Annotated in this window: 23 protein-coding genes and 2 pseudogenes; 14 read left to right on the forward strand and 11 right to left on the reverse strand. The window is 60.8% G+C overall.

The features are described 5' to 3' along the window. Window positions 1-264 (reverse strand): hypothetical protein (locus tag ACFZPT_RS25830; protein ID WP_379556294.1); only part of this gene is annotated, 264 nt, incomplete at its 3' end. Window positions 265-315: 51 nt separating this feature from the next. Then, entirely contained in the window at window positions 316-1254 is a 939-nt protein-coding gene (locus ACFZPT_RS25835; protein ID WP_034112942.1) for a LysR family transcriptional regulator, read from the reverse strand. 294 nt (window positions 1255-1548) lie between these two features. Here ACFZPT_RS25835 and ACFZPT_RS25840 point away from each other — a divergent pair, with 294 nt between their 5' ends. From ACFZPT_RS25840 to ACFZPT_RS25850, 3 genes are all read left to right on the forward strand, one after another. Next, window positions 1549-2394, forward strand: coding sequence for an SDR family NAD(P)-dependent oxidoreductase (locus tag ACFZPT_RS25840; protein WP_099312873.1), 846 nt, complete (start codon window positions 1549-1551; stop codon window positions 2392-2394). A 2-nt stretch (window positions 2395-2396) separates the two neighbouring features. Then, window positions 2397-3281 (forward strand): SMP-30/gluconolactonase/LRE family protein, encoded by an 885-nt coding sequence (locus ACFZPT_RS25845; RefSeq protein WP_034097288.1) that lies wholly within the window; start codon window positions 2397-2399, stop codon window positions 3279-3281. 331 nt (window positions 3282-3612) lie between these two features. Then, entirely contained in the window at window positions 3613-4233 is a 621-nt protein-coding gene (locus ACFZPT_RS25850; RefSeq protein ID WP_034097289.1) for a TetR/AcrR family transcriptional regulator, read from the forward strand. Window positions 4234-4410: 177 nt separating this feature from the next. On the opposite strand, the gene ACFZPT_RS25855 is transcribed toward ACFZPT_RS25850, so the two are convergent. After that, window positions 4411-5904 carry an efflux transporter outer membrane subunit gene (locus ACFZPT_RS25855; RefSeq protein WP_099312872.1) on the reverse strand — a complete coding sequence of 498 codons (1494 nt, stop codon included), beginning with the start codon at window positions 5902-5904 and terminating at the stop codon, window positions 4411-4413. A 301-nt stretch (window positions 5905-6205) separates the two neighbouring features. On the opposite strand from ACFZPT_RS25855, the gene ACFZPT_RS25860 reads away from it, so the two are divergent. The 3 genes from ACFZPT_RS25860 (at window position 6206) to fabF (ending at window position 11787) form a co-directional block, all read left to right on the forward strand. Then, window positions 6206-7315, forward strand: coding sequence for an efflux RND transporter periplasmic adaptor subunit (locus ACFZPT_RS25860; protein ID WP_034112946.1), 1110 nt, complete (start codon window positions 6206-6208; stop codon window positions 7313-7315). Continuing rightward, window positions 7312-10395, forward strand: a complete 3084-nt coding sequence (locus ACFZPT_RS25865) for an efflux RND transporter permease subunit (protein WP_099312871.1) — start codon at window positions 7312-7314, stop codon at window positions 10393-10395. The genes ACFZPT_RS25860 and ACFZPT_RS25865 overlap by 4 nt, the downstream gene beginning before the upstream one ends. A 96-nt stretch (window positions 10396-10491) precedes the next feature. After that, on the forward strand, window positions 10492-11787 hold the full coding sequence (fabF, locus tag ACFZPT_RS25870) for a beta-ketoacyl-ACP synthase II (protein ID WP_047882546.1): 1296 nt from the start codon (window positions 10492-10494) through the stop codon (window positions 11785-11787). 217 nt (window positions 11788-12004) lie between these two features. On the opposite strand, the gene ACFZPT_RS25875 is transcribed toward fabF, so the two are convergent. Then, complete coding sequence (locus ACFZPT_RS25875) at window positions 12005-12793, reverse strand: SDR family oxidoreductase (RefSeq protein ID WP_099312870.1); 789 nt, start codon at window positions 12791-12793, stop codon at window positions 12005-12007. A 136-nt stretch (window positions 12794-12929) separates the two neighbouring features. On the opposite strand from ACFZPT_RS25875, the gene ACFZPT_RS25880 reads away from it, so the two are divergent. Continuing rightward, entirely contained in the window at window positions 12930-13505 is a 576-nt protein-coding gene (locus ACFZPT_RS25880) for a TetR family transcriptional regulator (RefSeq protein WP_099312869.1), read from the forward strand. 112 nt (window positions 13506-13617) lie between these two features. On the opposite strand, the pseudogene ACFZPT_RS25885 reads toward ACFZPT_RS25880, so the two are convergent. Together ACFZPT_RS25885 and ACFZPT_RS25890 are read right to left on the reverse strand one after the other, a co-directional pair. Continuing rightward, window positions 13618-13803: pseudogene (locus tag ACFZPT_RS25885) on the reverse strand (general stress protein); the annotation flags it as partial. A gap of 199 nt (window positions 13804-14002) precedes the next feature. Beyond that, window positions 14003-14155: pseudogene (locus ACFZPT_RS25890) on the reverse strand (general stress protein); the annotation flags it as partial. 344 nt (window positions 14156-14499) lie between these two features. Here ACFZPT_RS25890 and ACFZPT_RS25895 point away from each other — a divergent pair. The 4 genes from ACFZPT_RS25895 (at window position 14500) to ACFZPT_RS25910 (ending at window position 16255) form a co-directional block, all read left to right on the forward strand. After that, entirely contained in the window at window positions 14500-14721 is a 222-nt protein-coding gene (locus ACFZPT_RS25895) for a PLD nuclease N-terminal domain-containing protein (RefSeq protein ID WP_040267916.1), read from the forward strand. Window positions 14722-14728: 7 nt separating this feature from the next. After that, window positions 14729-15247, forward strand: a complete 519-nt coding sequence (locus ACFZPT_RS25900) for a hypothetical protein (protein ID WP_099312867.1) — start codon at window positions 14729-14731, stop codon at window positions 15245-15247. 8 nt (window positions 15248-15255) lie between these two features. Beyond that, complete coding sequence (locus ACFZPT_RS25905; RefSeq protein WP_034097307.1) at window positions 15256-15699, forward strand: DUF421 domain-containing protein; 444 nt, start codon at window positions 15256-15258, stop codon at window positions 15697-15699. A 64-nt stretch (window positions 15700-15763) separates the two neighbouring features. Beyond that, window positions 15764-16255 carry a CinA family protein gene (locus ACFZPT_RS25910; protein WP_099312866.1) on the forward strand — a complete coding sequence of 164 codons (492 nt, stop codon included), beginning with the start codon at window positions 15764-15766 and terminating at the stop codon, window positions 16253-16255. 77 nt (window positions 16256-16332) lie between these two features. Here ACFZPT_RS25910 and ACFZPT_RS25915 read toward each other — a convergent pair whose 3' ends face one another. The 4 genes from ACFZPT_RS25915 to ACFZPT_RS25930 all read right to left on the reverse strand — a co-directional run bounded on the left by ACFZPT_RS25915 (window position 16333) and on the right by ACFZPT_RS25930 (window position 21486). Continuing rightward, window positions 16333-17676 (reverse strand): cytochrome c, encoded by a 1344-nt coding sequence (locus tag ACFZPT_RS25915; protein ID WP_099312865.1) that lies wholly within the window; start codon window positions 17674-17676, stop codon window positions 16333-16335. Window positions 17677-17692: 16 nt separating this feature from the next. Continuing rightward, complete coding sequence (locus ACFZPT_RS25920) at window positions 17693-19930, reverse strand: molybdopterin cofactor-binding domain-containing protein (RefSeq protein ID WP_099312864.1); 2238 nt, start codon at window positions 19928-19930, stop codon at window positions 17693-17695. Continuing rightward, window positions 19930-20388 carry a (2Fe-2S)-binding protein gene (locus ACFZPT_RS25925; protein ID WP_034112956.1) on the reverse strand — a complete coding sequence of 153 codons (459 nt, stop codon included), beginning with the start codon at window positions 20386-20388 and terminating at the stop codon, window positions 19930-19932. The genes ACFZPT_RS25920 and ACFZPT_RS25925 overlap by 1 nt, the downstream gene beginning before the upstream one ends. A gap of 198 nt (window positions 20389-20586) precedes the next feature. Beyond that, window positions 20587-21486 carry a LysR family transcriptional regulator gene (locus ACFZPT_RS25930; protein WP_379555932.1) on the reverse strand — a complete coding sequence of 300 codons (900 nt, stop codon included), beginning with the start codon at window positions 21484-21486 and terminating at the stop codon, window positions 20587-20589. A gap of 70 nt (window positions 21487-21556) precedes the next feature. On the opposite strand from ACFZPT_RS25930, the gene ACFZPT_RS25935 reads away from it, so the two are divergent. Continuing rightward, complete coding sequence (locus ACFZPT_RS25935; RefSeq protein WP_371918490.1) at window positions 21557-22951, forward strand: MFS transporter; 1395 nt, start codon at window positions 21557-21559, stop codon at window positions 22949-22951. Continuing rightward, window positions 22948-24222 carry a glucarate dehydratase family protein gene (locus tag ACFZPT_RS25940; RefSeq protein WP_034097319.1) on the forward strand — a complete coding sequence of 425 codons (1275 nt, stop codon included), beginning with the start codon at window positions 22948-22950 and terminating at the stop codon, window positions 24220-24222. Before ACFZPT_RS25935 ends, ACFZPT_RS25940 begins: the two co-directional genes overlap by 4 nt. Window positions 24223-24253: 31 nt before the next feature. Here ACFZPT_RS25940 and ACFZPT_RS25945 read toward each other — a convergent pair whose 3' ends face one another. After that, entirely contained in the window at window positions 24254-24550 is a 297-nt protein-coding gene (locus ACFZPT_RS25945; RefSeq protein ID WP_052229547.1) for a hypothetical protein, read from the reverse strand. Window positions 24551-24748: 198 nt separating this feature from the next. Here ACFZPT_RS25945 and ACFZPT_RS25950 point away from each other — a divergent pair, with 198 nt between their 5' ends. Then, window positions 24749-25525 (forward strand): ABC transporter substrate-binding protein, encoded by a 777-nt coding sequence (locus ACFZPT_RS25950; RefSeq protein ID WP_034097392.1) that lies wholly within the window; start codon window positions 24749-24751, stop codon window positions 25523-25525. Window positions 25526-25605 lie beyond the last annotated feature (80 nt).

Below are 25605 nucleotides of genomic sequence, written 5' to 3' on the forward strand. Positions count from 1 at the left end.
GCGGAAATGAACGGTCAAAGCTGCGGCAACATCAGTGACAACGATCAACGCGCTTACTGCAATGCCAAAGTCAACGGTCAAAGCTGCGGCAATATCCGGGACAACGACCTTCGGGCCAGGTGCTCGGCGGAAATGAACGGTCAAAGCTGCGGCAACATCAGTGACAACGATCAACGCGCTTACTGCAATGCCAAAGTCAACGGCCAAAGCTGCGGCAACATTCAAGACAACAACTTGCGTAACGAGTGTGATGCCATAAAGCATTGATCTCCGAATCACGCATGACCAGCCGCTCTTCATCGATCCGCTGGCGCTCTAACTGATCTGGGCGGCGCTCATCCCCTCGACCCGGGGAGCGGCATTGAAGTCCAGCATGGAAATGAAGCTGTCCATCAACGGTGATTCGTTGTGGGTGTTCCAGCTCATGTACAGACCGATGGCCGGGTTGGGGGAGGCGGTCACGGGGCAGACCCGGCGGAACAGGACCTTGTCGCGCATGATTGTGTTAGCAATCGACTCAGGCACCAGGGCAACGCCAAAACCGCAGGCTACCAAGCCGATCAAGGTATGGATCTGCGCGGCCTCCTGCACCACCTTGGGGTAAAAACCGGCGGCCTCACACAAGGCGATCAACTGGCTGTGATAGCCGGTGCCCAGGGCTTCGGGGGTGAATACGAAGTCTTCCCCAGCGAAATCCCTCAAGTCGATCGGACCTTCCTTCGCCTTCGGGTGACGGGCGGGCAGCGCCATCACGATCTCTTCGTCGAGCAACAGGCGTGACTCAACGTTTTCCGCCGAGATCGGCAACTTGCGCATAAAGGCAATATCCGCTTCCCCGGACAGAATAGCTTTGGCCTGGCTGGCAGAGGGCATCTCCTTGATGATCAACTGGACTTTGGGGTAGGTCTCGCGGAACTGGCGCAGGGTGCTGAGCAGCGACTCATAGTAGGCGATCGACACCGCAGTCACTGTGAGTTTGCCGGCAATACCCTCGGATACTTGGCGTGCGTGTTCGATGCCCAGCTCCAACTCCTTCAATGTGCTGTAGGCGGCGTTCAGAAACGCACCGCCGGCGGGGGTCAGCTTGACCCCGCGTTTATTGCGCGTGAACAGACGGAACCCCAGTTTGTCTTCCAGTCGATGGATGGCTTGGCTCAACGGGGGCTGGGCCATATGCAGGCGAATGGCGGCCCTGTGGAAATGCAGCTCTTCAGCCACGGCGATGAATTGACGTAGCAGGCGGGTTTCGATCATTTCTTCTGGTCCTTCATTTGAACTGATCTGTGGACTGGGCGAGGCAATGTTACCTGTAAACAGGCGCTCGACAGGGTAAGTTGAACTTCGGACCAAAGCTTGCAAGTGCTGTCGAGCAAGCCTGAACGCCGTGGGGAAGTTTTGAGACGGGCATCCAGGCGAATAATCGCCAAGGGTTCATTCGCGTTGAGCATCAACTTGATACGAACCAAGTATCAACTTGGGCCGCCGTTAGTATTAAACAGAGAGAATATACATTGTTAAGGTGAGGTGGCACTCAAGAGGAAACAGCCAATGAACTTTACAGGAAAGACGGCAGTTGTAACGGGCGCTGGCCGAGGGCTCGGTTTTAGTTATGCGCAGGTGCTAGCCACGCTGGGTGCCAATGTCGTGATCAGTGATATCGGCGCAGACAAGCTGGGCGCCGGGGGCGATGGCTCCATCGCCATGGAGGCTGCGCAAACCCTCAGGGACAAAGGTTTCAACGTGGTGGGGCATCATGGCGACTTGTCCAGTGAACAGGGTTGCGAGCAATTGGTGGCAACGGCCATCCAGACGTTTGGCCAACTCGATATCTTGATTCACAACGCCGGTTGGGTCGGTTATCAGGCGATTGAAGAGGCCGATACAACATTCATCGACCGCGCGGTGGATATCAATATCTATACCCCCGTGTGGTTATGCAAACATGCCTGGAAACATCTCAAACAGTCTGCTGCCCCACGGGTCGTGCTGACGTCATCCGACCGCGCGATGTACCAGCAATATGCCCAACCGGGCCTGGTGGCGTATGCCGCCGGCAAGATGGCGCAACTGGGCATCATGAATGCGCTGAGCATGGAAGGCACGGATGCGGGCATCCTCGTCAATGCGGTATCCCCAGTGGCCAAGACCCGCATGTGGGGCGTGACGGGCGAACCGGAGAACCTCAAGCCAGAGTGGGTGACGCCTGGCGTGGTGTTTCTGGCGTCGCAGCATTGCCAGGACTCCGGTTATGTCCTGCGTGCCAGCAATGGGCAATTTACGGCGACGCGGTTTGTCGAAAACCCAGGTGTCGACTACCCCGTCAATCTGGCCCGCGTGAAGGCCACCAGCGCCGAACAAGTTGCCCAGTTTTGGGACCAAATTAAGGAGCATTGAATATGCCTGCTCAGGAAGAGCTCAAACTGTTTTCAGCGTGCCAGGCCGATCTGGGTGAAAGCCCGGTCTGGGATGAAGCCCATCAGTGCCTGCTGTTTGTCGACATCAGTGGCGGCCAGATCAATGCCCTGGACCAACATGGCCGCCTGACGCGGCTGTATGAGTCGCCTGCGCGCATCGGCGCCCTGGCCTTGACTGACAAGGGCAACCTGATTTTTACCCAGGATGCCGGCGTTGCCGTCCTCGACCGCACAAGTCTGCGGGTCACCCACAACTCAAAGTTGGCCATTACGCTGTCGTCCTATCGCTTCAATGATGGTGCATGCGACCCCCAGGGGCGCTTCATCACCGGTTTGATGGATGAAGGTCACAGCCGCAATACGGGCAAGCTCTATCGCTACGACGCCGGCCTGAACGCCTCGGTCATAATGGACGGCATCAGCCTGCCCAATGGACTTGCGTGGTCGAGCGATGGCAGCGAATTGTTTTTTGTCGACTCAGTGGCCCGTACCCTCTATCGCGCCCGTTATCCGGCGAACGGAAACGGCCTGGAACAGGTATTGGTGTTCGCCCAGACACCGGCTGAACTTGGCCGGCCAGATGGTCTGGCGCTGGATGTCGAGGGTAACCTGTGGGTCTGCCAATTCAACGGCAGTTGCGTGCTCCAGTACGACCGCCATGGCGTGCTGCTCCAGGCCTTGCCAATGCCGGTGCCACGCCCCACCAGTTGCTGCTTTGGCGGGCCGGACATGCGCACCTTGTACATCACCACCGCCAAGTTCGGCATGTCGGCGGCCGAGCAGGCGGACTATCCGGCGGCGGGCAATATCTACAGCATCCGTTTGCCAGTGCCCGGAAGGCCGCGACACCGTTTCAAGGAACTTTAATCGCACAGGCATCAAGGACGTGGCAGGCCAGCAGGTATTCTTGAATAGTCGATCAACGCCATCACCTTTTTCTCGAATCTGGCCCACCATTGCGCCGTGCTCCGCGGCGCTTTTTTCTTTGATGGCGGACTATTCCTGGTCAGCCATCAGGTTTACCCAACCCATGCGCTTCCATCCGCCCACCTGATCAGATAGACAAGCTCAGTACCGTGGTTCTGGAAAGCTTGGGAGTGGGGCGGGTTTGTGTAATATCGATGGAGCAAGTCTGAGTGACAAAAGGATAATTTGGTCATTCGTTGTCAAGCGCATTTCGGGTGCGTAAGCTAGCCGCATGAATAAGACAACCATCGCTTCTACGAGCATCCGTGGTCCTGCCGATCATGAAATCCGGAACCAGATCGTCGCAGCGGCCAACCAGCACTTCAGTCAATACGGCTATAGCAAAACCACGGTTTCCGATCTGGCGAAGGCGATCGGGTTTTCCAAGGCGTACATCTACAAGTTTTTTGATTCCAAGCAGGCGATTGGTGAAGCTATCTGTGCCAATTGCCTGGCGCAAATGATCGCGGCAGTGGAGCAGGAAATTAACGTTGGTGGCCTCACGCCGACCGAGCGTTTACGACGCTTGTTGAAAACGCTGGTGGCTACCGGTGTGAATTTGTTCTTCAGTGAGCGAAAACTCTACGACATCGCTGCTTTTGCAGCGTCTGAAAACTGGCCTTGCGCTCAGCAATACGATGCCTTGATCAGGGGCTTTGTCGTGCAGATTGTGCGTGAAGGGCGAGAGCTCGGCGAGTTTGAACGTAAAACGCCGTTGGACGAAACAGTCGATGCAATCCACCTGGCGCTACGGCCTTTCGTCAATCCGTTGCTATTGCAGTACAACCTTGATGTTGTCGAGGTGGCTCCGGTCCTCACCTCCAATCTTATTCTGCGTAGCTTGATGCCGTGAGCCTACGCCAGACCCTGTATATCTTTTTGCGCTGATATCAACGTTTAGTCTGTGGGCGAACACTGCCCAACTGGGCCTGTCCGCTTGCCAATAATGTGACTGTTTTTGGAAGTGGTCACGTTAATAAACCTCACATACCTGTCCTTGAGAGATTGCCCTCAAGCAGCGCTGTTGCAATCAACGACTCATGGTGGCGGATCTTCCGCTGAGCGGATATCTACTCGTCAGTTGGGTATCCGAGGGCTGCCAGCCGCCGCCCAGTGCCCTGAACGTGGCGACGGCCGCGCGTGTCGATTCGGTCTGTGCCTGTGCCCGAGCGTCGGAAGCTTGAAGCAAGGTCTCGTCAGCGTGCAGGACGTCCATCAAGCTCGCCGTGCCTTTCTCATAAGCAATGAATGACGATTGGCGAGCTTGAGTCAGAGACGTCTCGCCTCCCATGAGGGTGGTGGCTTGGGCGTCCCGATTGACCAGCGAGGAGAGCGCGTTCTCGACGTCCTCGGTGGCGCGCAGCACGGATTGACGGTAAGCGGCCAGGGCTTCGGCTTCCTGTCCCTTGGCTTGGTCGATTTGGGCGTTGATGCGGCCGAAATCGAAAAGTCTCCAGCGCAGCCCCAGTACACCAGCCGATTGACTGGCGCCGCCGGAAAAAAGATTGCCTGCGGACACCGCCGTCGCGCTCCCCAGTAGCGCACTCAGCGAGAACTTCGGGTAGTACTCGGCAATCGCTTCCCCGATGCGTGCGTTGGAGGCGGCAAGGCGGCGCTCGGCCACGATGAGGTCAGGCCTGCGCCGCAGTAAATCGGCGGGGGTTCCCAAGGTCTTTAACTGCGGTGCCACCGGAATGCTCCCGACCATGGCAAGTTGCGTACGGTGAGTACCGGGTGGCGTGCCGAGCATGACATCGAGTGAGTTCATGGCAGCATCCAGACCGGCCTGCAGGACCGGCACCGTGGCTTGGACCTGGGCTAACGCCCCCTCGGTTTGACGCACCTCGTAGCTGGCGGCAAGCCCTTTGCTATAGAGCAATTGGACTTTCTCCAGCAGTCCTTGCTGGGTTTTGACTTGTCGATTCGCAATGTCCAATCGAGCCTGCAGCCCACGGATAGTGATGTAGGTATCCGCGGTCTGCGCGGCGATGGCCAATCGTGTGGCAGCGGCGCCTGCCTCGCTGGCCTGGTACTCGGCCAGCGCCGCCTCGCGTCCGCGTCGCAGGCCGCCAAAGATATCCACTTCCCAACTGGCATTGAGGTCGGCCTCGTAGGAACTCCCATACCGATCGTAGCCAGGCGTTGAGTTCAACACCTGGCCGAGTGGGGTCTCGATGGATTGATAAGCGCGTGCGGCCTGAGCGCTGATGTTTGCTGAGGGCGCCAAAGCGGCATTGGCGGCGCTGAGTCCGGCCCGCGCCTGCGTGACTCGCGCCTGGGCCTGTGCCAGATCGAGGTTCTGCTCAAGCGCCTTGGAGACGAAGCCGGCGAGCAGTGGGTCCCCGAAACTCTCCCACCAGATGACGAGACTGGCAGGCGTTGCCGCTGGTCTCTGCCCGACAGAAAACTGGCCCCAGTATCGGTCCGGGAGCGGGGCGTCTGGACGGCGATAGTCCGGGCCGACCGCACAGCCTGTCATCAAGGTGGCGCTTATCAGAAAAGCAGCGGGGCGCAGGGAGAGCATTGAGATTCCTTGAATCGCGAGATGTTTGTGACCATATTACTTTATGGTCACAAACTGTCAATTGAGGCCACTGAGCTAAATTCAGGCATGGCTAGAAAATAACCCTCGACTGCCTCACATGCAGCCCTTGCAAAACGTCGCCTTGTACCGATCCCGTCTGAGTGAAGGGGCACCTAGAGCTTTCGCGTAAGGGGCATTGCACGGCTAAGGTCCAGCTGGATTCTTGGTTTGTGACTGTTGACAACAATGGTCACCAGTCTGAATATAGCGCTCCTGCTCTCTCTATTTAATAAGGGAACCTATGCTCCGGCTCCGACCTTTCCCCATTGCCGCCTGCTTGTTGCCTCTCGTCCTGACGGCGTGTGGTGACTCCTCCAATCTTGACGATCCGCGCACGCAGGCTCCGCTGGTAAGGCCCGGAACGGTTGAGGGTGCCTCAGAGGCGTCACGCTCATTCACAGGGGTAGTGGCGGCCCGCGTGCAGAGCGATCTGGGCTTTCGGGTTTCCGGCAAGATTCTTGAGCGGTTGGTCGAAACCGGCCAGAGCGTTAAACGCGGTCAGCCGCTTATGCGCCTTGACCCTATCGACCTCGGGTTGCAGGCGCGAGCACAGCAAGAGTCGGTCATCGCCGCCAAAGCCCGAGCCAAGCAGACAGCCGATGACGAGGCGCGATACCGCAGCCTGGTAGCCGCAGGCGCTATTTCTGCATCGGCCTATGACCAGATCAAAGCCTCAGCAGATACCGCAAAGGCGCAGCTTAGCGCCGCTGAAGCGCAGGCTGACGTTGCCCGCAATGCTTCAGGCTACGCAGTGTTATTTGCCGACTCCGACGGTGTCGTGGTGGAGACGCTCGCCGAGCCCGGGCAAGTCGTCAGCCCGGGGCAGCCTGTGGTTCGACTGGCGCGCGCAGGTCAGCGCGAAGCCATCGTGCATCTGCCCGAGACGTTGCGTCCTGCCCCAGGTTCCACTGCGCAAGCGACGCTTTATGGAGATACCGCCAACGCAGTGACTGCGAAGCTGAGGCTGCTTTCCGACTCTGCCGACCAAGCCACGCGCACGTTTGAGGCGCGGTACGTGCTGGCGGGCGCGCTGACCAATGCGCCGATAGGTTCGACGGTTACCCTGCGCATCGCAGAAGGCGCCGCGCAAGCGCAGGCTTTACGAGTGCCCATCGCGGCCCTTTATGACCCAGGCAAAGGCACAGGCGTGTGGGTGATCGCCGGCTCACCGGCAAAAGTTTCTTGGCGCCCTGTTCAAGTGCTGGGGTTGAGCGACGATGCCGCGCGCGTGGCAGGCGATCTCAAGGTCGGTGAGCAGATCGTAGCGTTAGGCGCCCATCTGTTGCGCGATGGCGAAGAAGTGCGAGTGCCCGGGCAGGATCAAGCCAACGTTGCCGGGAGCCATCCATGAGCGAAGGCCGCTTCAATATTTCAGCGATCGCCGTTCGTGAGCGATCTATCACGGTATTTCTGATCTTTTTGATCGCGGTGGCAGGCACCCTGGCGTTCTTCAAGCTGGGGCGTGCGGAGGATCCGCCGTTTACGGTCAAGCAGCTGACAGTCATTACCGCGTGGCCCGGCGCAACCGCGCAGGAGATGCAGGACCAGGTAGCCGAGCCCCTTGAAAAGCGGTTGCAGGAATTGAAATGGTACGACCGCACGGAAACCTACACGCGGCCGGGTCTCGCTTTCACCATGGTGTCGCTGCTCGACAGCACGCCGCCGTCGCAAGTGCAGGAGGAGTTTTACCAGGCGCGCAAAAAACTCGACGACGAGGCCACCAAGCTACCGGCGGGTGTGATCGGGCCATTGGTCAACGATGAGTATTCGGACGTGACGTTCGCGCTGTTCGCTCTCAAAGCCAAAGGCGAGCCGCAGCGCCTGTTGGTGCGTGATGCGGAGTCGTTGCGTCAGCAACTCTTGCATGTGCCGGGCGTGAAGAAGGTCAATATCATCGGCGAGCAGGCCGAGCGCATTTTTGTGTCTTTCTCCCACGATCGGTTGGCCACTTTGGGCATTGCGCCTCAGGACATCTTTGCCGCGTTGAATGATCAGAACGTACTGACGCCGGCCGGTTCGATCGACACCAACGGGCCGCAAGTCTTCCTGCGCCTGGACGGTGCCTTCGATAAGCTGGAGAAGATTCGCGATACGCCGATTGTGGCTCGGGGGCGCACGCTCAAGCTTTCCGATGTGGCGACTGTCGAGCGTGGTTATGAAGACCCGGCCACCTTTGTGGTGCGCAATAACGCAGAAGAGGCCCTGCTGCTGGGGGTCATCATGCGTGAAGGTTGGAACGGCCTGGATCTGGGCAAGGCGCTGGACGCCGAGACCCGCAAAATCAATGAGCACATGCCACTGGGCATGACCCTGACCAAGGTCACCGATCAAGCCGTCAACATCGACTCGGCCGTAGGCGAGTTCATGGTCAAGTTTTTTGTCGCGCTGCTGGTGGTGATGCTCGTTTGCTTCCTCAGCATGGGCTGGCGTGTGGGCGTGGTGGTCGCCGCTGCCGTGCCATTGACACTGGCGATCGTGTTTGTGGTGATGGCGGCCACCGGAAAGAACTTCGACCGTATTACCCTCGGGTCATTGATCCTGGCGCTCGGGTTGCTGGTAGATGACGCGATCATTGCTATCGAAATGATGGTGGTGAAAATGGAGGAGGGCTACGACCGCATCAAGGCCTCGGCGTATGCCTGGAGTCATACGGCCGCGCCGATGCTCTCCGGCACACTGGTAACGGCGGTTGGCTTCATGCCCAACGGTTTTGCCCAGTCCACTGCCGGTGAATACACCAGCAATATGTTCTGGATCGTGGGCATTGCGTTGATTGCGTCCTGGATTGTCGCAGTGACTTTCACCCCTTACCTGGGCGTGAAGTTGTTGCCAGAGATCAAGCCGGTCGAGGGTGGGCATGCTGCTATCTACAATACTCCCCGCTACAACCGCTTCCGCCGGGTCCTGACACGGGTCATCGCCCTCAAGTGGCTGGTGGCTGGCACGGTTATCACGTTGTTTGTTGTAGCCGTTCTGGGCATGGGGCTGGTGAAGAAGCAGTTCTTCCCGACGTCGGACCGTCCCGAGGTGATGGTCGAGGTGCAAATGCCCTACGGAACCTCCATCGAACAGACCAGTGCCACCGCGGCAAAAGTCGAGGCTTGGCTGCAACAGCAGGAAGAGGCAAAAGTCATCACCGCCTACATTGGCCAGGGCGCGCCGCGCTTCTTCCTGGCGATGGCACCCGAACTGCCGGACCCATCGTTCGCCAAGATTGTGGTGCTCACGGCCAGTCAGGAAGCGCGCGAAACCCTCAAGGTTCGTTTGCGTGAGGCTGTGGCTGCAGGGCTCGCCCCAGAGGCCCGTGTCAGGGCGACGCAAATTGTGTTCGGTCCGTATTCACCTTTCCCTGTCGCTTACCGAGTGATGGGGCCTGACCCGACCAAGCTGCGCGAGATTGCCGGGCGCGTACAAGCGGTCATGCAAGCGAGCCCGTTGATGAGGACGGTCAATAGCGATTGGGGCCCACTGACACCGACCTTGCATTTGCGCTTGGATCAGGATCGCTTGCAGGCGGTAGGGCTGACCTCCAGCGCAGTCGCCCAGCAGTTGCAGTTCTTGCTGACCGGCGTGCCGATCACAGCGGTTCGTGAAGACATTCGTTCAGTGCAGGTGGTGGGGCGCGCCGCGGGTGACATCCGCCTGGATCCGGCTCGGATCGAGGGGTTTACAGTGGTGGGCGCGGCGGGCCAGCGTATCCCTCTGTCCCAGGTCGCAGAGGTGGATGTGCGTATGGAAGACCCCATTCTCCGGCGCCGTGACCGTACCCCGACGATCACCGTGCGCGGCGATATTGACGAAGGCCTTCAACCACCTGATGTGTCGGGTGTGATCGTCAAGCAACTGCAGCCGATTATCGACACGCTTCCCAACGGCTATCGGATCGAGCAAGCGGGTGCAATCGAGGAGTCGGGCAAGGCCGGCCAGGCGATAGTGCCGTTGCTACCCATCATGATTGCCCTGACGCTGCTGATCATCATCGTTCAGGTACGTTCGATCTCGGCAATGATCATGGTGTTTTTCACCGCACCGTTGGGCCTGATTGGCGTAGTACCGACCCTGCTGATGTTTCATCAACCGTTTGGTATCAACGCCCTGGTTGGTCTCATCGCGCTGTCGGGCATCCTGATGCGTAACACGCTGATTTTAATTGGGCAGATCCATCACAACGCTCAGGAAGGCTTGGATCCATTTCACGCCGTCATCGAAGCCACCGTGCAGCGGGCTCGTCCGGTGCTGCTGACGGCGATGGCGGCGATCCTGGCATTCATCCCGCTGACCCATTCGGTGTTTTGGGGCACCCTGGCCTACACGCTGATCGGAGGCACGTTAGTCGGCACCGTTATGACGCTGGTATTCCTGCCGGCGATGTACGCCATTTGGTTCAAGATCCGTCCTGACAATGCAGGTCAAACCGAGCCAGCGAATTAAGTAAGCAAACCCAGTGGATGGGGCGCCATCCCGGCCTCTCGCCGTGCACCTCATCGCTGTAGCGTGGGCGGCGACTGAAAAAATGAAGAGGGTTCAATGAGTAATCTCGAAGCTCAAAAGCGAATCGTGGTCACCGGCGTCGGCATTGTCGGGCCTTTGGGGTGCGCAGTAGAGGAAGTCTGGAAGAGATTGCTGGCCGGGCGTTCTGGTATCCGCAACCTGCCTGACGACATTACTGAGGGTACGGGCATCGCAGTAGGCGGCCAGGTGCCGTCTCTCGAAGAGGATGCCATCGCCGGTTACGACCCGGAGCGCATCATCTCGGCCAAGGATCGCAAAAAGATGGATCGCTTCATCGAGTTTGCATTGGTGGCAGCGCACGAAGCGCTGGAGCAGGCCGGCTGGCATCCAACAGAGGTCACGGACCAAGCGCGGACGGCCACGATCATTGCGTCGGGCGTGGGTGGCTTCGGCGCGATTGCCGACGCAGTCCGCACCACCGATGCGCGTGGTCCTCGCCGACTGTCGCCATTCACTGCACCGTCCTTTCTCGCCAATATGGCGGCCGGGCACGTCTCCATCCGTCACGGCTTTAAAGGCCCGCTCGGCGCTCCCGTCACCGCCTGCGCCGCAGGGGTACAGGCCATCGGCGACGCAGCCAGAATCATCAGAGCCGGTGAGGCGGATATCGCGATATGCGGCGGTACCGAGGCGGCGATAGACCGTGTGACCCTAGGCTGTTTCGCAGCGGCCCGCGCGCTATCCACGGGGTTTGCCGAGCACCCGCAGGCAGCCTCGCGACCGTTCGATCGTGATCGCGATGGCTTCGTCATGTCCGAAGGTGCCGGTTTATTGGTGATCGAGTCACTGGAGCATGCCCTCAGGCGTGGGGCCAAGCCCCTGGCGGAGTTGGTCGGCTACGGCACCAGCGCTGACGCGTATCACCTGACGGCTGGTCCGGAGGACGGCAGCGGCGCACGTCGCGCCATGGAGCAGGCGCTGCGCCAGGCGGCGGTGAGTCCCGCCGACGTTCAGCACATCAACGCGCATGCAACCTCCACCCAGGTCGGCGACAAAGGCGAGTTGGCAGCGATTCGCTCGGTTTTCGGGAGCGGCGCCAGTGTCGCGATCAGTTCGACGAAGTCCGCCACCGGGCATCTGCTTGGCGCAGCTGGAGGTATTGAAGCGGTGTTTACGGTGCTAGCGCTTCGCGACCAAGTGGTGCCACCCACGCTCAATCTCAATCATCCCGATGAGGCAGCCGACGGCCTTGATCTGGTCGCCCTGAACTCGCGACAGTTGCCAATTACCCATGCGCTCTCGAATGGGTTCGGATTTGGCGGTGTGAACGCCAGCGTGCTGTTTCGCCGCTGGGCGCCGGAGGTTGAATAATGAACGCGGCGTGACGTGGCGAGGGTTTTGTCCAGTGGGCCGAAGCGATCTGGCCGCCGGGTTTGAGCACCCCGCGGCTTTTTCACGCCCTCATAGCCGCTCAGCACCTGTTCAAAGCCAATATCCGGGGCTTTGCCGTAGCGTTTGAAGGCCAGTGCTTTCAAAACTGCCTTGGGCCCGATGCCATTGGAGGAGATGAGCGGCTAATGACGTTTGCTCAGGACTGCGCCTGATACCGCTCGGCGGCGCGCGCCTGGCGGATATCCGAGAGCAGCCCCTGGCGCGCCTGATCCAGTTGATCCCAACGACCTTCGACGTGCAGCGGCGGGATGGTCACTGGCTCGCGGCGGTCGAACCCCAGCAGCGCCGCGTCCACCAGCTCATCCACGTCCATCACTTCCGGCAGTGCGTTGATATCGATGCCGGCGCGTTCCCAGATTTCGGTGCGGGTGGCGGCGGGCAGAACGGCTTGGATGTACACGCCCTTGGCGGCCAATTCCACGGTCAACCCTTGGGACAGGAACAGGACGAATGCCTTCGTCGCGCCATACACCGACATGCCGAACTCAGGCGCAAAACCCACCACCGAGCCCAGGTTGATGATCGAACCGCTACCGGTCTGCGCAAAGCGCGGTGCCACGGCGGCGGCCAGACGCGTCAGCGCCACCACGTTCAGCGTGATCAATTGGTCGAGCGCCTGGGCACTCTGGTCAACGATGCCACCGGACTGCGCCATGCCTGCGTTATTGATCAGGATGCCGATACGGGCGTCCTCTCGCAGGCGGGTTTCCAGCGCAGCGAGGTCGGCGGCCTGGGTCAAGTCGGCCTGAAACACCTCCACGGCCACGCCGTTTTCCTCGCGCAGTTGCGCGGCCAGTGTTTCCAGGCGCGCGTTGTCGCGAGCCACCAGCACCAGGTCATGGCCACGGCGGGCGAAGCGCTTGGCATAGGTAGCACCGATGCCGGAGGAGGCGCCAGTGATCAGAACAGCGGGGAGCGAAGTCATGGTGAGTATCCTAAGGAATGCCGCAGTGATGGAAAGTGCACTAATGATTACGACCGAAATCTAAAAAGTCAACGTTTTGATGTTGGTCGACATCAATGTATGCTTGCGGCCTGTACGGATAAGTTTCAGGTGGACGATGAAAGTCTCTAAACAACAGGCCCAGGCCAATCGCGCGCACATCGTGCAAACCGCGTCCGCGCTGTTTCGCGAGCGTGGTTATGACGGTGTAGGCATCGCTGACTTGATGGCAGCGGCAGGGTTTACCCAAGGTGGGTTCTACAAACACTTCGAATCCAAGGCCGACCTGATGGCGCAAGCGTCGGCGTGCGGCCTGGCAGAGTCCGCCGCCCGCACGGCGGGGGCGTCGACCGAAGCATTCGTGAACCTCTACTTGTCGCGTGAACACCGCGATCAGCGCGCTACGGGGTGCACCCTGGCGGCGTTATGCAGTGACGCGGCACGCAAGGAAGACGAGGTTCGCGCTGCCTTTGCCGCCGGCATCGAGGCCCAACTGAGCGCGATGCACGAGGCAAAAGCCGACGGTGAAGAACAAGACCCGGCGGCGCGTGCCGCCAACCTTGCGTTGATGGCGCAGGTGCTGGGTGGGTTGATCATGTCACGGGCCTGCCCGGACGACTCGGCACTGGCCAATGAAATCCTGGCGGCGTGTCGTGCAGACATCCAAGGGCGCCAAGACGAGGAGCAGTCCTGAGGACTAACCCCAGGCGCGCTGTTGCAGCGTGCTGAGCCGTTAGAGCCCGGCGTCAGCACACAGGCTTAGAGAAAAAAACAGGGGAGCGGCGTGGCTCCCCTGCATTGGCGCCTCAACTGCTGCGCCCGCCACCGTGGCTGCGTTCCCCTCCTTTACGTCCGGCTTGGGAGGCTTTTTCACGGCCGTTGGCAAAGTTGCCACCGCTGTGTTGGCCGCCTTTACTGCCGGCTTCGGCGGCCCGTTGTGGATCGTTCTTGAAGTTCCCTCCACTGTGTTGGCCGCCTTTGCTGCCCGCTTCGTTAACGCTTGTTTGGCCTTTTTTATCCTGAGTGCTCATTGTCATTTACCTCATGGTTATAAAGGTTATGCAGCTTTCATTAGTGAAGTTGCCTTTGGCGCACGCTAATCGGTTAAGCGTGCTGTTCAGTCTTGATGTATAGGCAAGCTTTAGAACGTCACGAAAGTTGCATTTGTATCGCGCCCGTGTGCTGGCGAACTTACGACGTGCGGCCGCCGCCATGGCTGTGCTGTCCGCCTTTGCGGCCAGCTTGGGCGGCTTTTTCGCGGTCGTTGGCAAAGTTGCCGCCGGACGCCTGGCCGCCTTTACGCCCGGCCTCGGCTGCGCGTTCATGATCATTGGCGAAGTTGCCAGGGTTTTTATTGCTGGTAGGCATGATGCATCTCCACTATTTAATCAAGGTTGGTTATATGAGTGCCCATCGCAACAACGGGCATTAACTCCGATAACGGCACTGACGGGAATGTTTGAAGAATTTTTGAAAATGGCGATGAGCGGTAGTTGCTCAAAATAACTTGTACAAAATGGTCTTTTTAATGCCGCTTCGTATAAGTTTTTAATGTGTCGGTGTGGTCTTTGATATTGAACTGATAGCTGTTATGCCGCTTCGCTTAGTTGCCGCTTCGCTTGCATTTAGAGTGAACCTCTACACTCGGTGCAGGGCCTAAATGTGCATCACTGAATAGGAGGTGCCGTATGCAAACCACTTACTTCTGGGCAGGCGTGGCCGTCATTCTGGTATTGCTCGACCTGTGGATCATCAACAGCGTCTGGCGCAGCAGCAAAACCTCGCGCACTAAGCTGGGATGGACCGCATTGGTGATCCTGCTGCCGTTTGTCGGTGCGGTTATCTGGAGCATTGCCGGTCCGCGGGGTGTGACCAAGGGGCCGTCGTCACCCGAACACAGCAAAGGTTGATAACGACATGGAGAGCGGAGAGCCTCAGGGCGAACTGTGCAGTCGCCGTGACCCGGTGCGCGAAGACATGGCTCTTCAGCGCAAAGTCTGGCGCTTCGAGCGTTGGGGCTGGTACGGGTTGCTGCTGTTGGTGGCGTTGACCTTGGGCGGCTTGTTTTCAAAAGGGCCGCTCAGTGAGGCCCAGGTGCACAGTGCCGATAGTCAGGTGCGCGTGGAGCATCAACGCTTCCTGCGTAACGGTGCATCCGACACGCTGGTGATCCACTTACGCGGTCAACCCAACACCGCGCTTGAGGCGCGCATCGAAGGCGAGTTGCTCCAAGGGTTCAACGTCGAGATGCTGCAACCACAACCGCTCAAGGCCAGCGCGGCGGGTCAGGGGGTCAAGCTGTGGGTACTCAGCGACGCAGATGGCCAGGCAGTTTTGCGTCTGAATCTGCGCAGTGACGGCGTAGGCCGTTTCGACACTCAAGTGGCGCTGGGCGCAGGGGCGGCGCTGCAATTTTCTCAGTTCATTTATCCCTAGGGGTACACATGGATTCAGTGTTGCGCGCCGCCGCCATTTACCTGGTGCTGATGGTGCTGTTCAAAATTGCCGGTCGGCGCTCCCTGGCCGAACTCACCACCTTCGATCTGGTGCTGCTGATGGTCATCGGCGAGGCCACCCAGCAAGCCTTGTTGGGCGATGATTTTTCCCTGACCAATGCGGTGTTGGTGATTGCGACACTGATCGCCATCGACATCGGGTTGTCCCTGATCAAACAACGGTTCACCTGGTTGGCCCGGGTACTCGATGGCGGGCCAACGGTGCTGGTGGAGCATGGCCGTTTGCTGCCCGAACGCCTCAAGCGTGCCCGGCTGGATGCCGAGGATGTATTGGAGGCCGCTCGCTCTGCCCAGGGCATCGTCGAACTGCGGCAGATCCGCTTCGCCATTCTTGAACGCAACGGCAAGATCTCCGTGATTCCTTATGAGTGACGCCGTCTAGCTCTATCAGCGCACGCAGTGTGCGGGCCGAAGACTTTTGCAAGGAGGAAAGACCATGTCCATCGCCGCAGCCACCATTGACTGCCTGAAACAACACCGCTTGCTGCTCACCACCGCCGAGTCGTGCACGGCCGGCAAGATCATTACGTTGCTGTCCCAAGTCGAGGGCAGTGGTGCATGTATCGAGTGCGGGTACGTGGTGTATTCCGAGGAGGCCAAGCAACGCTTATTGGGCGTCAGTGCCTACACCATCAAGACGTTCAACCTCACCAGCTGCGAAGTGGCCCGTGAAATGGCCCAGGGTGCCTTACGCGACAGCCCTGCCCAGGTGGCGGTTGCCACTACCGGCCTGCTGGGGCCTGACAGCATCGACGGCATTCCACCGGGCACCGTGTGCTTTGCCTGGGCTTATCACCTCAACGGCGCGGTCAAGGTATTCAGCCGCAAGGAACGCTTCATCGGTTCGCGCGAACAGGTGCAGGTGCTTGCCGCTGAATACGCGTTGAAAGGCGTGGCGCGTTTTCTGGATGAGGCAGTAGGCCGTTAGGCGCGGCAGTGCTGCGGCCTTGGCGGGCAAGCTTTGCATCTGCAGAGCTTGCCCGCTCGTTGGTGTGACGCCGCAGATCAGCGCATCTGCAAGATGATCGGCGTGCTGCTCGCCGGATCGGTGTGCTCGCGCAGTTTGCCCACGTCCTTGGCCTCGACCGCGCTGCCGTGGTTGCCCCAGGTGCTACGCACGTAGGTCAGCACTTCGGCGATGTCCTGGTCGGACAGTTGCTCGCGGAAGGCCGGCATGCGATAGGCGTCCGGAACGCCGGCGGCTACTACGCGCTGGGCGCCGTTGAGGGTGATGTTGATGGCCGAGGCGGTTTCTGTGGCCAGGGCCGAAGTGGCGCCCGCCAGTGGCGGCATCCAATCGGGCTGGCCTTTGCCGTCCAGGCCATGGCAGGAGGCGCAGCGGGTGGCGTAGGTGTGAGCTCCGGGAACATCCGGGCGGGCGTTGGCGGCCACGGTCTGGTAGGCCCACGGTGCGCCGTCGCGCTGTGGGTCGCCAGGCAGTGACTTGAGGTAGCGGGCAATGGCCGCCAGGTCGTCGTCGCTCATGAACTGAGTCGAGTTGTTGAACGCTTCAGTCATCGAACCGTACACCACCGCGTGCTGGTTGCGACCCGTCTTGAGGAACTGCACGATCTGCGCCTCGCTCCAGCGGCCCAGACCGGTGTTAGGGTCCTGGCGCAGGCTGGGGGCGTACCAGCCGTCGAGCAGGGCGCCGGCGAGGAACGGCTTACCGGCTTCGTCCAGCGCTTTCTCATTGAAGGCCAGGCCGCGCGGGGTGTGGCAACTGCCGCAATGGCCGGGGCCCTGGACGATGTAGGCGCCACGGTTCCACAACGCATCCTGGGCCGGTTTGGCCGCATAGGGGGTGTTTGGCGCGAACAGCCCGTTCCACAGCGCAATCGGCCAGCGCATATTCAGCGGCCAGGGGATGTCGCTGGGGAGGTTGGCCTGGTTGGCCGGTTGTACGCCCTTCATAAAGAAGGCGTACAGCGACCGCACATCATCGTCACTGAGCTTGGCATAGGAGGGGTAGGGCATGGCCGGATACAGCCGCCGCCCGCCCGGCGCTACGCCGTGACGCACCGCGCGGTCGAAGTCGGCGAGGCTGTAACGGCCGATGCCGTGGGTAGGGTCCGGGGTCACGTTGGTGGCGTGGATATTACCCAGCGGCGTGGCCATTTCCAGGCCGCCGACGAACGGTGCCTTGCCGGGCAGGCTGTGGCAGGCCACGCAGTCGCTCAGGCGCGCGACGTACTCGCCACGGCTGACCAGGGCAGGGTCAAATTCGGCGGCTGGCGCCTGCTCGAACGCGGTAACAGGTTGGCGGGTGACATACCACGCCAGCGCGCCGGCGGCGACCAGGCAGGGCACGGCCAACCAGCCGAGGGTTCTTGCGAATCGGTTATTCATGGGCGGTCTCGGTCGGTCAGCTGAAAGTGTGTCGGCTCAATGGCAGGCTGCGCACGCGCTGGCCAGTCAGTTGCGCCACGGCATTGACCACCGCTGGCGCCACCGCCGGTAGCGGTGGTTCGCCGATGCCGCCCATTTTTTCGCCGCTTTCCACGATCTTCACATGCACCTGGGCCATCCGCGAAGGTGGCAGGATCGGGTAAAGGTCGTAATTGCGCGCCCGTGGCTTGCCGTCCACGTACACCGCTTCTTCCAGCAAGGTTTGCGACAGGCCCAGGGCCACGGCACCGTTGACCTGCGCCTCGACGATGGCCGGGTTGACGATGCTGCCCGGATCGATGGCTTCCCAGATGTGATGGACCTTGACCTGGCCTTTGTCGATCGACACCTCGGCGATCACCGCCGCATGGGAGCCGAACGGCGAAGCCATGGCCACGCCCCGCGCGCGGCGGGTGCCGTCTTCGGCGGTGTAGGGGCCGCGCTTCCAGCCGCCGGACAACTCGGCCACCGCCTTGAGCAGCGTGGTCAGGCGCGGATTGTCACGCAGCAGGTGCAGACGCAGGTCGTACGGGTCGCGGCCGCCTTTGTCGGCCAGCTCGTCGAGGAACGCTTCGTAGAAGAAGTCGTTGAGGGAATTGCCCACCGAACGCCAGTAGCCGAGCATGGCCGGGCCTTTGACATAGATCTGCGCGATGCGCTTGTTGGGGATCGCATAACTCTTGCCCGACAACCCTTCGAGCGCCGTGGGGTCGAGTTTGTCGCCCTGTTTGCCGGCAATGGCTTCAGTAGGGCCTTCGGTGGCACTCACTGCTTCGATGGCCACGGGCAGGCCGTCGGCGTCCAGCGCAGCGCGGAACTTGACCACCGCCACCGGGCGCAAGACATCGCGTAGGAATTCTTCCTCACGGCTCCAGATCAACTTAACCGGGCGACCCACCGCCTTGGCCAGCGCGATGGCCTGGGGGTACGGGCTGGCCGAGTCATACAGGAAGTGCCGACCGAAGAAACCGCCCAACAGCGGCGAATGCAGATGGATGCGCTCGGGCGCCAGGCCGGTGCGCTTGGCGATGTCAGCGCGGAACATGTCCGGCGCCTGGTTGGGCAGCCAGATATCCAGCGAACCGTCCGGGTTGAAGCGCGCCAGTGCCGACGGCGGCTCCAGTTGTGCGTGGTTGACATATTGGTTGTGGTAGGTCGCTTCGACCTTGGTTTTGGCGCTGGACAGCGCGCCGGCCACATCGCCTTCGTTTTCATCGTCACGGGCCGGGCCTTGCTGGGCCGCGAGGAAATCACGGTAAGCGTCGCTGGAAAAATCCGCCGGCATCGCTCGCACCGTTGAGTCGGCAGTCGGTTCCTGCCAGTCCACTTGGATCGCTTCCACCGCGCGCTTGGCATGCCACCAACGCTCGGCCACCACCGCCACCGCGCCGGGTAATTGATGCACGGAATGCACGCCCTTCATGGCCTCCACCTGAGCCTGGTTGCGCAGGCCGCCGACCGTCATGCCCAGGCGCGGCGCGTGCTGCACGGCGGCATGGAGCATACCGTCGACTTTCAGGTCGATGCTGTACTGGGCCTTGCCGGTGGACTTGTCATAGGCGTCCACGCGTTTGACCGGTTTGCCGATCCAGCGGAATTGGCTGGGGTCGCGCAGGGTGACGCTGGCCGGGTCGGGCACCGGCATGTCCAGGGCGCGGCCGGCCAACTCGCCGTAGCCCAGCGAGCGGCCGGACGCGGCATGCACCACGCGGCCTGGCTGGGTGGTCAACTGTGCCACCGGCACGCCGAGCTGTTCGGCGCCGGCCTGCAGCAACATGGCGCGGGCGAGGGCGCCAAGGCGGCGCATGGTCGGGTAACTCATGCGCACCGACATGCTGCCGCCGGTGATGCGCATGCCGTTTTCCATCACCACATAGGCGTCGCCGGGTGGCGCGGCTTCGACGATGAAAGTGGCGGGGTCGGCGTCCAGCTCTTCGCCGACGATTTGCGCCATGGCGGTATGGGTGCCTTGGCCGCCTTCCATGAACGGGCTGAGCAGGCGCACGCTGCCGTCGGGGCGAATCTCCAGAAACGCCGGCACCTGGGTGCCGCGCTCGGCGCTTGCGCCGGCAGCGGCCTGGGCTCTGGACGCGCCCAGCGGCAGGCCGAAACCAATGACCAGCGCGCCGACGGCGGTACTGGCCAGAAAACGCCGGCGGGACAGGTTGATCGGTTCGCCGAGGGGCAGGCCGGGAATCAGTTCAGGCGTGTTCATCAGGCGTGCTCCTTCCCGGTGGCCAGGTCCTGCACGGCGGCGTGAATGGCGTTATAGGTGCCGCAGCGGCACAGGTTGACCATCGCCGCATCGATCTGCTCCACCGTGGGCGCCGGGGTGTGCTTGAGCAGCGCCGTGGCGGCCATCACCTGCCCGGACTGGCAGTAACCGCACTGCGCCACTTGATGCTCGACCCAGGCGCTGACCACGCGTTTGCCGACCTCATCGGCTTCGATCGCTTCGATGGTGGTGACCTCACGGCCCACCACCCCGGCCACCGGCGTCACGCACGCACGCACCACGTTGCCGTCCACCAGCACCGAGCAGGCGCCACATTGAGCCAGACCGCAGCCGTACTTGGTGCCGGTCAGCCCCAAGTCATCGCGGATCACCCACAGCAACGGCGTGTCGGCGTCGGCATCGACCTGGTAGGTCTTCTGGTTGATTCGTAGCTCCATGGCTGGCTCACCTGCTGATCTTCGGTTAGGGGTACGGTTTTTCTTATAGGGAGGGCGATAGATCGCCCATCGTCGAACTCTAGTCGACTGCGCAAGGGCTATCTATCCGAGCACCTGAAAGTTCGGAGGATCAGGCAAGTATTCGAGAGGATTGGATGACTGTCGGCAGTCAATGTATTCGTGCAGGTAGCCTCGCGTTCAGGCCCAACCCTCGCGCACGGCGTTGCGGATGCCCTCCAGCAGCATTGCGAATGCTGGGTTGTCGTTGTCTTCGCGCCAGATCAGGTGCAGCTCGCTCTGCGCCCCTTCGCCAAGATCAATGTCGCGGAACACCACGTTTTTGAACACCACGCTGCTGGCGCAACGCGGTACCAGGGCCAGGCCCATGCCGGCATTGACCAGGGCCAGGATGGTCAGTGAGGAGCCCAGCCATTGCACGTAGTCCGGCGCGACGCGCGCCGAGCGCAGCAGGCCGGTAAGCAGTTCGTTGAACGGCGGGTAGGCGGCGTGGGCGTACATCAGGAAGGGTTGCGCATCCAGGTCGTGGACGCTGACCGACTCGGCGTGGGCCAGGCGATGCGCGCTCGGTACCGCCAGCACAAAGGGCTCGCGCACCAGGCATTCGGTGGCGTAGCCCGGTTCCAGCAACGGCGCGCGCACGATGCCCAGGTCGATGCGCCGTGCGCGCAGGGCTTCGTATTGTTGATAGGTATTCATCTCCGACAGGTCGATTTTGACCTGGGGCTGCTTGAGCCGCGCTTCGGCAATCACCTTGGGCAGAAACTCATACACCGCGCTGCCGACGAAGCTGATATTGACCGTGCCAATGTCGCCTTCGGCGAAGCGTCGCGCGGTGATTGCCGCTTGTTGGGCGCGTTCGAGCAGGTTCTGCGCTTCGATGAAAAACGCCCGGCCGGCGGCGGTCAGGGTGACGCTGCGGGTAGTCCGCGCAAACAACGCCACGCCCAAATGATGCTCAAGCAATTGGATCTGCCGGCTCAGCGGTGGTTGGGTCATGTTCAGGCGTTCGGCGGCGCGGCGGAAATTCAGCTCGGCGGCCACCGTGGTAAAGCAGCGCAGTTGCGTCAACTCGAACATTGATCTAATCCCGGTATCAATCCCATGCCAAGTTAGATTAGACGGGAACAATGACCGGCGTCCATGATCAATGCGTCCCTACAAAAACAATCATCGGGAGTCGCCCTTGGATACCTTCCACAATCCGCCGGACCCCGCCGTGCTTGCCCGCGCGGCCGCCAAGGTCAAGCGCCATGTGCTGCCGCTGTTCGTGGTGATGTTTATCGTCAACTACATCGACCGGGTCAACATCGGCTTTGTGCGCAGCCACATGGAGACCGACCTGGGAATTGGCGCAGCGGCCTACGGTCTGGGGGCCGGGTTGTTCTTCATTGGGTATGCGATTTTCGAAGTGCCGTCCAATCTGTTGTTGCAACGCTACGGCGCGCGGGCCTGGCTGACGCGCATCATGTTCACCTGGGGCGCGGCCGCGATGGCCATGGCCTTTGTGCAGGGCGAGACGAGTTTCTACGTGCTGCGCTTTATTCTCGGCGCCGCCGAAGCGGGTTTTTTCCCCGGCATCATTTATTACTTCACCCAGTGGCTGCCGGCCGCCGAGCGTGGCAAGGCCATGGCGGTATTTTTGAGCGGCTCGGCCATCGCCTCGGTGATTTCCGGGCCGGTGTCGGGTGCGCTGTTGAACGTGAGGGGCCTGAGCCTGCACGGCTGGCAGTGGATGTTCCTGATCGAGGGGTTTGCCTCCATCGTGCTCTGCGGGTTTGTGTGGTGTTGGCTGCAGTCCCATCCCCGCGAGGCGACCTGGCTCAGCGCGCAAGAAAAATACGCATTGGTCAGCGCCATCGACCATGAGCAGCAGGCCCGTGAAGCCGCCCAGGTCAGCCGCCCGTCGATGTTCAAGCTGTTGGCCGACAGACAGATCGCGCTGTTTTGTTTCATCTACTTCTCGATTGCCCTGACCATCTACGGCGCCACGTTTTGGCTACCGAGCATGATCAAGAAAATGGGCAACCTGGGGGACTTCCAGGTGGGCCTGTTCAATTCGATTCCGTGGTTGATTTCCATCGTCGCCATGTACGGTTTCGCCTCCCTGGCCAGCAAGTGGAAGCACCAGCAGGCTTGGGTCGCACTGATGCTGGTGATCGCGGCGCTGGGCATGTTTATGTCGACCGTTGGCGGGCCGGTGTTCGCCTTTGTTGCGATCTGTTTTGCCGCGATTGGATTCAAAGCCGCCTCGGCGCTGTTTTGGCCCATCCCCCAGGGTTATCTGGATGCGCGGATCGCGGCAGCAGTGATCGCCTTGATCAATTCGGTGGGCAACCTCGGAGGTTTTGTTGCGCCCACCACCTTCGGCCTGCTTGAGCAGACCACTGGTTCCATCGAGGGCGGGCTGTATGGCCTGGCAGCGACCTCGCTGGTGGCGGCGGTGCTGGTGTTTTTTGCCCGAACCGCGCCGCACGGCGGTGTGCCGCCCACGTCCGCCCATCATCACGCCTTGCGTCCAGGCCCACAGGGAGCCGCCTCTTGAAAATCGTCCGCGTCACCGTCACCCCGATTGCTTTTCGCGATCCGCCGTTGCTTAACGCCAGCGGTATCCATGAACCCTTTGCCCTGCGCTCGATCATCGAAGTGGAGAGTGACACCGGCTATATCGGCCTTGGCGAAAGCTACGGCGATGCCCCGGCGCTGGCGATCCAGCAACGGGTGCAACCGCAGTTGATCGGGCTCGATCCGTTCAACCTCAACGGCCTGCGCGCTATCGTCCAGGCCACCGTGGCCGCCCATGCACCCACAAGCCTGCCCGGAGCCGAACTGGCACCGGGTTCCCACGCCAGCAAAGCCGTGAGCAATGCTTATTCGGCGTTCGAAGTGGCCTTACTCGACTTGCAAGCCCATGCCTTGAATGTGCCACTGGTGGACCTGCTGGGTGGGGCGATCCGCGAACGCATCCCTTTCAGTGCCTATCTGTTCTTCAAATACGCCGAGCATGTCGATTCGCCCTACGCACCCGACCACTGGGGCGAGGCGCTTAATGAGCAGCAGATCGTCGCCCAGGCCCGGCACATGATCGACAGCTACGGTTTCAAAAGCATCAAACTCAAGGCCGGTGCACTGGACCCCGAGCATGAAGTGGCGTGTATCAAGGCGCTGAAAAAAGCCTTCCCAGGCGTGCCGCTGCGCATCGACCCGAATGGCAACTGGTCCCTCGACACGGCAATCCGCATGGCCGAGTTGCTGGGGGACGACCTGCAGTATTACGAAGATCCGACCCCCGGCCTCGACGGCATGGCCGACCTGCACAAACGCACAGGGTTAGCGTTGGCGACCAACATGGTGGTCACCGACTTTGATGAGTTTCGCCGCAGCGTGGCGCAAAACAGTGTGCAGATCGTGCTTGCGGACCACCATTACTGGGGCGGCCTGCGTGACACCCAGGTGCTCGCCAGGATGTGCCAGACCTTCGGCCTGGGCGTGTCGATGCACTCCAACTCGCACCTGGGCATCAGCCTGATGGCGATGGCCCATGTGGCGGCTTCAGTGCCCAATCTTGACTACGCCTGCGACACCCACTACCCCTGGCAAGAGCCGGACGAGGAGGTGATCAAGGGTGGCAAAGTGCCGATTGTCGACGGTTGTGTGCAGCTCACCCGCGCCCCCGGCCTGGGTCTTGAGCTGGACCATGACCAGTTGGGCAAGCTGCATGATCAGTACCTGAGCTGCGGTATCCGCCAGCGTGATGACGTGAAACAGATGCAGCGCTATCAGCCGGATTGGAAAGCCGTCAAACCCCGTTATTGAAGCTGGTCGCTTCGTTTGCCCGACCGCGCAGTCATGTGCCGTCGGGTTTTTTTTGCTCCGCGGTTTTGGGCGGACGCGGGTCGGCACGTTCCTGCTCCATGGCGCGGCGAATGCGCATCAGGTCCTGATATGCCTCGGTGCGCTTAGCGTCGGCCACTTGCTTGGCCTCGGTAAAGCGCAACCACGCGGCGGCATCCGCCAGGCTGGTGCCGATAATGTCGTAGGCCGCCTGCTCCAGGCGGTCGGCTTCGAAAAACAGTTCGGTGTTTCTGGCCAGCTGTGCATCCCAATCGGATGGTGCCGACGCTTCACGCTTGTTCGCTGCCATGACGCTTGCCTCCAGGTCGTCCTTGAGTATTGAGGCAGCGGCGGGCCTGATCGTTCAAATTAGTACAGGGGAGGGGAGCGACGAGGTGGATTTGACGGGTTGTACATAAAAGTCCAGTATGGATTTATAAGTACAAAAGCAATGCTGCATTTTTTCTTCACTCTTGCCAAAACCCACAACAACTTGCGAGATACCTCCATGAAGAAACGCGCCCTGATCCCCGCCCTGGCCCTCAGCCTGTTTGCGTCCAGCCATGTGCTGGCCGCCGAGAAGACCCTGCGTATTGGCATCGAAGCGGCATATCCGCCGTTTGCCTCCAAGACCGAGGAGGGCAAGATCGTCGGCTTCGACTACGACATCGGCAATGCCCTGTGTGCGCAGATGAAGGTCAAGTGTGTGTGGGTCGAAGGCGAGTTCGATGGCCTGATTCCTTCCCTCAAAGTGAAGAAAATCGACATGGCCTTGTCGTCCATGACCATTAACGAAGACCGTAAGAAGTCGGTGGATTTCACCCACAAGTACTACTTCACTTCATCGCGCCTGGTGATGAAGGACGGCGCGGTGGTGGATGACCAGTACGCCAGCCTCAAGGGCAAGACCGTCGGCGTGCAGCGCGCCACCACCACCGACCGTTACGCCACCGAGGTGTTCGAGCCCAAGGGCATCAACGTCAAGCGTTACAGCAATAACGAAGAAATCTACATGGACCTGGCGGCGGGGCGCCTGGATGCGATCTTTGCCGACACCATCCCATTGAACGACTTCCTGCAGATGCCGCGGGGCAAGGGCTACGCCTTTGTCGGCCCGGAACTCAAAGACCCGAAATACGTGGGTGAAGGCGCGGGTATCGCGGTGCGTAAGGGCAATACCGCGTTGGTCGGCGAACTCAACAGTGCCATCGACGGGATTCGCGCCAGTGGCGAGTATCAGAAAATCTCGCAGCAGTACTTCAAGTCGGATATCTACGGCGACTGAAAGACTGAAGTGCGCCCCAAAAGTTGGACACCTATCCAACTCTTGGGGCTTTTTCATGAGCAAGTACACGACGCAGTTCA

This window comes from Pseudomonas sp. MD330_10 (assembly GCF_042610415.1).
In the GTDB taxonomy this organism is placed as follows: domain Bacteria; phylum Pseudomonadota; class Gammaproteobacteria; order Pseudomonadales; family Pseudomonadaceae; genus Aquipseudomonas; species Aquipseudomonas rhodesiae.